This is a genomic window from Streptomyces sp. NPDC001380 (assembly GCF_042895785.1).
GTDB lineage: Bacteria > Actinomycetota > Actinomycetes > Streptomycetales > Streptomycetaceae > Peterkaempfera.
This window is the reverse complement of sequence record NZ_JBIAWP010000009.1, coordinates 273,197-283,032: the sequence shown is the minus strand read 5'-3', so window position 1 is coordinate 283,032 and position 9,836 is coordinate 273,197. Positions and strand designations below refer to the sequence as shown.

The following is a 9,836-nucleotide window of genomic DNA, read 5'->3' as shown; positions in this document are numbered from 1 at the left end:
TCGGCGCCGCGCGCCGCGAGCAGCACCGCGGCCTCCGCGGTGTCCAGGGCGACGCCGTCGCGGGCCCGGCGCAGGGCCCGCCGCACGGCGCTGGAGGTGGGGACCGGGCTGCTGGACTCGCTCATGAGGGGGACGATACGTCAGCCCCCCGGCGGACGCGTCGGCCGCCCGGACCCTGAGAGGCTCTCAGGGTCGGCATGCTCCGGCGGTCGTACACCGGGTTGCTCCCCGGGGCCGATGCGGCGGGCGGCGGTCGCGGTGTGTGATGGAAGTACGACGGGGGCGGCCCGCCGGGTGCATGCTGGAGAGCGGGCACCAGGGCGCCGGGGCACCCGGCCGAAGGGCCCGCCGCCGAACCGTTCCCACGGAGGGGCTGACCGCGATGGCAGTGGAGCGCACGAACCCGGTGACCGGCGACGGACCGGCCGCGGACGGCGGGGGCGGCCCGGCCGCGCCGTACCGGCGGCGGAAGGCCGTCCGGGTGCTGGTGCCGGTGGGGGTGGCGGGCCTGGCGGCGGTGTCGGTCGGCCTGGTCCCGGCCCTCGCGTCCGGCGGGTCGCCGAAGCTGCCGCGGGTCACCGCGGAGCAGCTGGTCGCCCGGGTGCTGGCGTCCGACGTGCAGGCGATGTCCGGCACCGTGCGGACCACCGCCGACCTGGGCCTGCCGGCCGGGGTGCTCGACGGCGGGCTGCCGGGCGGCGGGGGGTTCGGCGGGCGCGCCGGCGGCGACGGCGCGCCGGGCGGGGCGGACCGCGGCGGGGCGGGCGCGGGGGGCGGGGGGCAGGACGGCACGGCCGCACCCGAGGCGCAGCTCACCCGGCTGCTGGCCGGCACCCACACGCTGCAGGTGGCGGTGGACGGCCCGGACCGCCAGCGGCTCGGCCTGATCGACCGGCTCGCCGAGTACGAGATCGTGCACGACGGCACGCAGGTGTGGGGCTGGGACAGCCGCACCAACCGGGCGGTGCACCTGGTCCTGCCCGCCGGGCGCGGGGACGACCGGCAGGGGGGCTCCCTGCACGGGGACGCCCGCGGCGCCAGGCCGTTCGCCGGCGGCCGGGTGCCGGCCACCCCGCAGGAGGCGGCCCGGCAGGTGCTGGGGGCGGCGGGGTCCACCACGGCGGTGTCGGTCACCGGCACCTCCCGGGTGGCCGGGCAGGACGCCTACGAGCTGAGCGTGCGGCCGAAGGGCACCGGGTCCACCGTCGGCGAGGTCCGGATCTCGGTGGACGCGGCCAACGGCGTGCCGCTGCGGGTGCGGGTGGTGCCGGCCGGAGGCGGCAGCCCCGCCTTCGACGTGGGCTTCACCTCGGTCTCCTTCCACCGTCCGGCCTCCCGGACCTTCGCCTTCACCCCGCCGAAGGGCTCCGAGGTCACCGAGCACCGGGCCGCCGCCGGGGACCTCCCGGGCACCGGCCCCGGCACCGGCCCCGGGCGCCCCGGGGCGCAGCGGCAGCAGCCCGGCGGGGGCGTGGACGTCGTCGGGCAGGGCTGGACGAGCGTGGTCTCGCTGCGGCTCCCGGCCGGCGCCGACGAGGGCCCGCTCGCCCTCCTCAAGGGGTTCGGCAAGCCGGTCGGCGGCGGCACGCTGCTCCACACCCGCCTCGTCAACGCCCTGGTCACCGACGACGGCCGGGTGTACGCGGGCGCCGTCTCCCCGCAGGTGCTCCGGCGCGCCGCCACCGGGGGCCGGTAGTGGCCGCCGCCCCGGAGGCCGCCGCCTCCGCCGCGGGGGGCGCCGCCTCCCCGGCGGGGGCGGCGCCCCCCGCCGTGATCCGCACCCGCGGCCTGACCAAGCGGTTCCGGGGCGGCCAGCTCGCCGTGGACGGCCTGGACCTCACCGTGCCGGGCGGCAGCGTCTTCGGCTTCCTGGGCCCCAACGGCTCGGGCAAGACCACCACCATCCGGATGCTGATGGGCCTGATCGCCCCCACCTCGGGGGCGGCGAGCGTGCTGGGCTCCCCCATGCCGCAGTCGGCGTCCGCCGTGCTGCCGCGGGTGGGCGCCCTGATCGAGGGCCCGGCCCTGTACGGCTTCCTGTCCGGCCGGGACAACCTGGTCCGCTTCGACGCGGCGGACCCCACCGCAGACCCCCGCACCCGCAGCCGGCGGGTCGCGGAGGCGCTGGACCGGGTGGGGCTGGCCGCGGCGGCCGGGAAGAAGGCGCGGGCGTACTCGCTGGGCATGAAGCAGCGCCTGGGCCTGGCGTCCGCGCTGCTCCGGCCCCGCGAGCTGCTGGTGCTGGACGAGCCGACCAACGGCCTGGACCCGCAGGGCATGCGGGAGATCCGGGCGCTGGTGCGGGAGGTGGCCGCGGAGGGCACCACGGTCTTCCTCTCCTCGCACCTGCTGGACGAGATCGAGCAGGTCTGCACGCACGCCGCCGTGATGTCGCGCGGGCGGCTGGTCGTGCAGGGCACCGTCGCCGAGCTGGCGGCGGGCGCCCGCGGGCGGCTGGTGGTGCGGACGCCGGACGCGGCCGAGGCCGTGCGGGTGCTCGCCGCCCACGGCGTCGCCGACCTGCGGACCACCGGGGACCGGGTGGACGGCGAGACCCCCGCCGAGGCGGCCGCCGACCCCGATGCGCTGCTGCCCAAGCTGTGCGCGGCACTGGTCGAGGCGGGGGTGCGGGTGCGCTCCTTCGGGACCGAGCGCGGATCGCTGGAGGACGCCTTCGTGGCGCTGACGGGAGAGGGTTTCGATGTCGCAGGCTGAGGCCGCCACGGCCGCCGTTCCCGCACCGGTGCACCGCGGCCCCCGGCCGCGGACCGTGCCGGGCGTGCTGGCGCTCTTCCGCAGCGAGCTGTCGATCACCTTCCGGCGGCTGCGGACCCTCGCGCTGCTGGCGATCCTGGCCGCGCTGCCGGTGCTGATCGGTGTGGTCGTGAAGGTGGAGACCGGCGGCTCCGGCGGGGGCGGCGGCCCCGCCTTCATCGCACAGGTCACCCAGAACGGCCTCTTCCTGGTGTTCACCTCGCTGGCGGTGACCCTGCCGGTCTTCCTGCCGATGGCGGTGGGCGTGGTGGCGGGCGACGCGGTCGCCGGCGAGGCGGCCTCCGGCACGCTGCGGTACCTGCTGGTGGCGCCCGCGGGCCGCACCCGGCTGCTGGCGGCGAAGTTCTGCGCGGCCCTGGCGTTCTGCGCGGCGGCCACCCTGACCGTGGCGCTGGCCGCGCTGGCGACCGGGGCGGCGCTCTTCCCGCTGGGCCGGGTGACGCTGCTGTCCGGCGAGTCGGTGCCGTTCGGGGAGGCCCTGCTGCGGGCGCTCCTGATCGCGGGCGTGGTCGCCCTGTCGCTGGCGGGCCTGGCGGCCCTGGGGCTCTTCGTCTCCACCCTGACCGGCAGCGGGATCGCGGCGATGGCCACCACGGTGGGGCTCGTGATCACGGTCCAGATCCTGGACGGCATTCCGCAGCTGCACGCCGTTCAGCCGTGGCTGTTCCCGCACTACTGGCTGAGCTTCGCCGATCTGCTGCGGCAGCCGATGTACCTCGACGACGTGCTGCGGAATCTCGGACTTCAGGGTCTGTACACCGCCGTTTTCGGCGCGGCCGCCTGGGCGCGGTTCACCGCGCGGGACATCGCGGCCTGAGCCGCGGGGAACCTCCTCCCGCCATTCGATGATCGTGCACGCACCAAGAACGGCCCGCATTCGGTGACGCACGGCGATGGAATAGGTGCTCGCGGTGAAAAAGAGGCCGCTTCTGTCTCAAAGACCGGCAGCCAACTTGACGCCCGTCCCCTCGCACCGGTGGGATGACCGCGACTCATTTCAGCGTGTACTGCCGTCCGCGCCTGGTCGTGTGGATCCCCCTCAGGTCCCGCCGGACCGGGCGGCGGCGTGGGCGGCAGCGCGGCGCACATCCCCTCGGCGCCGCGCCGCGCATTCCTCCGGCACGAACGGGAGAGATCCACACATGTCCATGAGCCGCAGGGCGTTCCTGCTGGCCACCGGGGCCGTCGCAGGATCCGCAGTGCTGTCCGCCTGCGGCAGCAAGGGGGGCGGCACCGCGGCCCCCTCGGGCGAGGTCGAGGTCTTCTCCTGGTGGACCGAGGGCGCCGAGAACGCCGGTCTCCAGGCGCTGCTCGCCGACTTCAAGCTCAACCAGCCGAACGTCTCCTTCGTCAACCGCGCCGTCGCGGGCGGCGCCGGCGCCAACGCCAAGGCCGAACTGGCCCGGCGTCTGGACGCCAACGACCCGCCGGACTCCTTCCAGGGCCACGCGGGGGCGGAGCTCTCCGACTACATCACGGCCGGCAAGCTGGAGAACCTCAACGACCTGTACGCCGAGCAGAAGTGGGCGGACCTCTTCCCCAAGGAGGTGCTGCCGCTCATCAGGTCCGGGGGCGACTACTACTCGGTGCCGGTGAACATCCACCGCGCCAACATGCTCTGGTCGAACCCCAAGGTCCTCAAGAGCGTCGGGGCCGACCCGGCACCGAAGACGTTCACCGCCTTCCTGGCCGGCCTGCAGCAGGTCAAGCGGGCCGGCGGCCGGGTGCCGCTGGTCGTCGCCGACGCCTGGACCCTGAAGCACCTGCTGGAGACGGTCCTGCTGTCCAGCCTGGGCCCCCAGGGCTGGACGGCGCTGTGGGCGAAGGGCGCCGACTGGTCCTCGCCCAGGGTCCAGCAGGCGCTGGAGGGCTTCCACGAGGTGCTGACCTTCACCAACGCCTCGTCCGCCGCCTCCAGCTGGGACGAGGCCAGCACGCTGGTCGGCTCGGGCAAGGCCGCCTACCAGATCATGGGCGACTGGGCCGAGGGCAGCTTCAAGCTGACGCAGAACCTCCAGCCCGGCACGGACTACGCGTGGGCGCCGGTGCCGGGCACGGCGGGGACGTTCCAGTTCCTCTCCGACTCCTTCACCCTGCCCAAGGGCGCCAAGCACCGCGACGCGGCCCTCGCCTGGCTCAAGGAGTGCGGCAGCAAGTCGGGGCAGCTCGGCTTCAACGGCGCCAAGGGCTCCATCCCGACCCTCACCGACCTCGACACCGAGGACCGCGCCCTCTTCGGCGAGTACCTGCAGTGGTCGATGGACGAGTGGAAGCGCTGCCGCATCGTCGGCTCGCTCACCCACGGCGTGGTCGCCAACAACGCCTGGAACGCGGCGATCGACGGGGCCCTGGAGACCTTCGTCAAGAACCGCCAGGTGGCGCCCTTCCAGCAGGCGCTGGCGGCCGCCGCACGGCAGCACGCCGCCTGACGGGCACGCCCGACGGGCACGGCCGACGGGCACGGCCGTCCGGACCGCCTCCGAGGAGGCGGTCCGGACGGCACCGGGGTCCGCCGGGGCCGCGCGTCACGCGCGGCCCCGGCGGACCCCGTCCCCAGGGCGCCGCCCCCGCCGGGCGGGCCGGGTCAGCCGCGCACGGCGGCGTCCACGGCCACACCCTCGGCCGTGTCACCGGCCGCATCCTCGGCCATGTCACCGACCACATCCTCGGCCATGTCACCGGCCGCATTCCCGGCCGTGCCGCCGACCGTGTCACCAACTGCATCCCCGGCCGTGTCACCGGTCGCGTCCCCGGCCGTGCCGCCCTCGGCCCCCGCGGCGGCGTCCGCCGCGGCGGCCTCCCGCAGCCGGACCCGGTTGCGGCGCGCCTGGCGTGCGGCGTCCCAGGTCAGCAGGGCCAGGGCCGCCCACACGAGGGAGAAGCCCGCCCAGCGGGCCGGCGGCATGTCCTCGTGGAAGACCACGAGCCCCAGCAGGAACTGGAAGACGGGCGCGAGGTACTGGAGCAGCCCCAGCACGGTGAGCGGCACCCGCAGCGCGGCGACACCGAAGCAGAGCAGCGGCAGGGCGGTGACCAGCCCCGAGAGCACCAGCAGGCCGGAGTGCCCCCATCCGTATCCGGCGCCGGTGCGGCCGAAGGTCCCCTGGCCGGTGAGGGCGAGGAAGACGACGTAGCCGAGGGCCGGCCAGAACTGGAAGGCGGTCTCGACGGCGAGGCTCTCCGGCCCGCCCAGCCCGATCTTCTTCTTCAGCAGCCCGTAGACGGCGAAGGAGAGGGCGAGGACCAGCGCGATCCAGGGCAGCCGCCCGTACCCGGCGGTGAGCACCGCCACCGCGGCGGAGCCGGTGCCGACGGCGGCCCACTGGACCGGGCGCAGCCGCTCGTGGAGCAGGAGCACGCCGAAGGCGATGGTGACCAGCGGGTTGATGAAGTAGCCGAGGCTGGTCTCCACCACGTGCCCGCTGTTGACGCCCCAGATGTAGACGCCCCAGTTGACCGAGACGGCGGCGGCGGCGCAGGCGCACAGGGCGAGCCTGCGGGGCTGGCGCAGCAGCGGCCGGACCCAGCCGCGGCGGCGGGTGGCCAGCAGCAGGGCGGTCACGGCGACCAGCGACCAGACCATGCGGTGGGCCAGGATCTCGGCCGGGGAGCTGGGCCCCAGCAGCGGCCAGTACAGCGGGAAGAGGCCCCACATGCCGTACGCGGCGACGCCGTACCAGAACCCCACGCGCTCATTCACGCCGGGTCGGATCCCGGCGTGCTCCTCCTGCATCGCGGCTTGCTCCTCAGCCTCGTCACGTGTCCCCGGGGGACAGTACCGGGCCGCCGGCAGGTCCGTCACGGGCGTATCCGCATGTCGGTCCTGACACGGCTCGATCGGGCGCGAACGGGGGCGCCCGGGGCGGCGGGACGGCGGCACCCTTGACACGGGTGTGCCGCGGCTCGATGCTTGGGAGCGCTCCCATGTCGGTGGCCCCCCCATGGCGCAGCCCTGCGCTCCGGCCCCGCCGCGGCCCCTTCCGCTCGCGTATCGCGATCCCGCGCCCCCGCCCGCCCCCGGGCTGCGGCGCCGTGCCCGTGCCCTGCCGCTCCCCCCACCCGAGGAGTCCGCACCGCCATGCCCGCGATCACCCAGCACCGCACCCGGCCCCGCAGAGGCCGCCTGCTCACCGCCTCCGGCACCGGGCTCGCCCTGGTCCTCGCCGGACTGACCGCCACCGCCGGCACGGCGGCCCCCGCCGCCGCGGCGGGCCTGCAGTGCAGCGTCGACTACAGCACCAACGACTGGGGCACCGGCTTCACCGCCACCCTGACGGTCACCAACCGCGGCACCGACGCCGTCAACGGCTGGACCCTCGGCTACGCCTACAGCGGCAACCAGACGCTCCAGCAGGGCTGGAGCGGCGTCTGGTCGCAGAGCGGCAAGGCCGTCACGGTCAAGGACGCCGGCTACAACGCCGCCGTCCCCGCCGGCGGCTCCACCACCATCGGCGCGAACTTCGCCTACAGCGGCACCAACGCCAAGCCGACCTCCTTCACGCTCAACGGCACCCCGTGCAACGGCGCCCACGCCGCCCCCACCGTCGTCCTGACCTCGCCCACCGCCGGCGGCACCTGGAGCGCGGGCGGCACCGTCCCGCTGGCCGCCACCGCGGGCGCCGCCGACGGGGCGACCGTGAGCAGGGTCGAGTTCTACAGCGACACCACCCTGCTGGGCACCGACACCGCCGCGCCGTTCGCCTTCGACTGGACGAACGTCCCGGCCGGCGACCACTCCGTCTACGCCAAGGCCTACGACTCCACCGGTGCGAGCAGCGAGTCGGCGCCGGTCGGCGTGCACGTCGCCGCCGGGCCCGCCCTGGTCGCGGTGCCCGACAGCCTCTCGGTGCAGCAGGGGAGGACCGCGACCTTCCAGCTGAAGCTCTCCGGGAAGCCCGCCGCGGACGTCACCGCCACCGTGTCCCGCACCTCCGGCAACACCGGGCTGGCCGTCACCGGCGGCGCCTCCCTCACCTTCACGCCCGCAGACTGGTCGACCGCCCGGACCGTGACGGTGACCGCCGACGCCTCCTCCACCGGCGCCGCCACCTTCACCGCCAGGGCCGCCGGATACTCCGACGCCGCCGTGACCGTCACCGAGCTCAAGGCGTCCGGCTCGGGCACGTACACCTCCCGGTTCCTGGAGATGCACGACAGGATCACCAACCCGGCGAACGGCTACTTCTCCCCCGAGGGCATCCCCTACCACTCGGTGGAGACCCTGATCATCGAGGCGCCCGACCAGGGCCACGAGACCACCTCCGAGGCGTACAGCTACCTCATCTGGCTGCAGGCGCAGTACGGCCGGGTCACCGGCGACTGGACGAAGTTCAACGCGGCGTGGGCGACCATGGAGAAGTACATGATCCCCACCCACGCCGACCAGCCCACGAACAGCTTCTACAACGCGGGCAGGCCCGCCACCTACGCCCCCGAGCACGACCTGCCGGACCAGTACCCCTCCCAGCTCGACCGGTCGGTCGCCTCCGGCCAGGACCCCATCGCCGCCGAGCTGAAGTCCGCCTACGGCACCGACGACGTCTACGGCATGCACTGGCTGCAGGACGTCGACAACACCTACGGCTACGGCGTCACCCCGGGCGGCGGCTGCGAGCAGGGCCCGACCGCCAAGGGCCCGTCCTTCATCAACTCCTACCAGCGCGGCCCGCAGGAGTCGGTCTTCGAGACCGTCCCCCAGCCCTCCTGCGACAACTTCGCCTACGGCGGGAGGAACGGCTACCTCGACCTGTTCACCAAGGACGCGAGCTACGCCGAGCAGTGGAAGTACACCGACGCCCCCGACGCCGACGCCCGCGCCGTCCAGGCCGCCTACTGGGCCGACGTCTGGGCCAAGGCCCAGGGCAGGGGCGCGGACGTCGCCGCCACCGTCGCCAAGGCCGGCAAGATGGGCGACTACCTGCGGTACTCCTTCTTCGACAAGTACTTCAAGAAGATCGGCACCTGCACCAGCCCCACCGCCTGCCCCGCCGGCACCGGCAAGGACAGCGAGCACTACCTGCTCTCCTGGTCCTACGCCTGGGGCGGCGCCGCCGACCCGAGCGCCGGGTGGGCCTGGCGGATCGGCGACAGCACCGCCCACCAGGGCTACCAGAACCCCATGGCCGCCTACGCGCTGACCACCGACGCCGCCATGGCGCCGAAGTCGGCCACCGGCAAGGCGGACTGGACCAAATCCCTCCAGCGGCAGCTGGAGTTCTACACCTGGCTGCAGTCCGCCGAGGGCGGCATCGCGGGCGGCGCCACCAACAGCTGGGGCGGCGCCTACGGCGCCCCGCCGGCCGGCACCCCCACCTTCCACGGCATGGCCTACGACCCGGCGCCGGTCTACCACGACCCGGACAGCAACCAGTGGTTCGGCTTCCAGGCCTGGTCGCTGGAGCGGGTGGCCGAGTACTACTACGCGACGGGCGACGCCAAGGCCAAGGCCGTCCTCGGCAAGTGGGTCGCCTGGGCGCTGTCCCGGACCACGGTCAACCCCGACGGCACGTACCGGATCCCGTCCACCCTCAAGTGGACCGGCGCCCCCGACGCCTGGAACCCGGCGGCCCCCGGCACCAACGCGGGCCTGCACGTCACCGTCCTCGACTACACCGACGACGTGGGCGTGACCGGCTCCTACGCCAAACTGCTCGCCTACTACGCCGCCAGGTCCGGCGACGCCGCGGCGAGGTCCACCGCCAAGGCCCTGCTCGACGGCATGTGGACCCACTACTCCGACCCCATCGGCGTGGCCGTCCCCGAGACCCGGGCCGACTACAGCCGCGTCACCCAGAAGTACAGCACCGCGAACACCAACCACGACGGCGTCTACGTCCCGCCGGGCTGGACCGGGAGGATGCCGAACGGCGACGTGGTCGACGCGAACGCCACCTTCCTGTCCATCCGCTCCTGGTACACGAAGGACCCGCAGTGGTCCAAGGTGCAGAACTACCTGGACGGCGGCGCCGCCCCGGTCTTCACCTACCACCGGTTCTGGGCGCAGGCCGACATCGCGACGGCGCTCGCCGCGTACGGCGAGCTGTTCGGCGAGTGAGGCGCAC

At 74.6% G+C, this 9,836-nt stretch carries 6 protein-coding genes; 5 read left to right on the top strand and 1 reads right to left on the bottom strand.

Annotated features, from left to right (window positions below):
* Positions 1 to 382: 382 nt before the first annotated feature.
* From ACFY07_RS14340 to ACFY07_RS14325, 4 genes are all read left to right on the top strand, one after another.
* Positions 383 to 1,696, top strand: coding sequence for an outer membrane lipoprotein carrier protein LolA (locus ACFY07_RS14340; protein WP_390868915.1), 1,314 nt, complete (start codon positions 383 to 385; stop codon positions 1,694 to 1,696).
* Complete coding sequence (locus ACFY07_RS14335) at positions 1,696 to 2,715, top strand: ABC transporter ATP-binding protein (protein ID WP_390868914.1); 1,020 nt, start codon at positions 1,696 to 1,698, stop codon at positions 2,713 to 2,715. The genes ACFY07_RS14340 and ACFY07_RS14335 overlap by 1 nt, the downstream gene beginning before the upstream one ends.
* Positions 2,702 to 3,592: an ABC transporter permease subunit gene (locus ACFY07_RS14330; protein ID WP_390868913.1), complete on the top strand. Its 891-nt coding sequence runs from the start codon at positions 2,702 to 2,704 to the stop codon at positions 3,590 to 3,592. The genes ACFY07_RS14335 and ACFY07_RS14330 overlap by 14 nt, the downstream gene beginning before the upstream one ends.
* Positions 3,593 to 3,923: 331 nt before the next feature.
* Positions 3,924 to 5,204, top strand: a complete 1,281-nt coding sequence (locus ACFY07_RS14325) for an ABC transporter substrate-binding protein (RefSeq protein WP_390868912.1) — start codon at positions 3,924 to 3,926, stop codon at positions 5,202 to 5,204.
* Positions 5,205 to 5,359: 155 nt separating this feature from the next.
* Here the strand turns inward: ACFY07_RS14325 and rarD are convergent, their stop codons facing one another.
* Entirely contained in the window at positions 5,360 to 6,508 is a 1,149-nt protein-coding gene (rarD, locus tag ACFY07_RS14320) for an EamA family transporter RarD (protein ID WP_390868911.1), read from the bottom strand.
* A gap of 345 nt (positions 6,509 to 6,853) precedes the next feature.
* Here rarD and ACFY07_RS14315 point away from each other — a divergent pair, with 345 nt between their 5' ends.
* Positions 6,854 to 9,829, top strand: a complete 2,976-nt coding sequence (locus tag ACFY07_RS14315) for a glycoside hydrolase family 48 protein (RefSeq protein ID WP_390868910.1) — start codon at positions 6,854 to 6,856, stop codon at positions 9,827 to 9,829.
* The last annotated feature ends 7 nt before the right edge of the window (positions 9,830 to 9,836 follow it).

Bases quoted from the DNA above. Each gene is read 5' to 3' on its own strand.
- ACFY07_RS14330 (WP_390868913.1), top strand. From the start codon at position 2,702: ATGTCGCAGGCTGAGGCCGCCACGGCCGCCGTTCCCGCACCGGTGCAC.
- ACFY07_RS14315 (WP_390868910.1), top strand. From the start codon at position 6,854: ATGCCCGCGATCACCCAGCACCGCACCCGGCCCCGCAGAGGCCGCCTG.
- ACFY07_RS14340 (WP_390868915.1), top strand. From the start codon at position 383: ATGGCAGTGGAGCGCACGAACCCGGTGACCGGCGACGGACCGGCCGCG.
- ACFY07_RS14325 (WP_390868912.1), top strand. From the start codon at position 3,924: ATGAGCCGCAGGGCGTTCCTGCTGGCCACCGGGGCCGTCGCAGGATCC.
- rarD (WP_390868911.1), bottom strand. From the start codon at position 6,508: ATGCAGGAGGAGCACGCCGGGATCCGACCCGGCGTGAATGAGCGCGTG.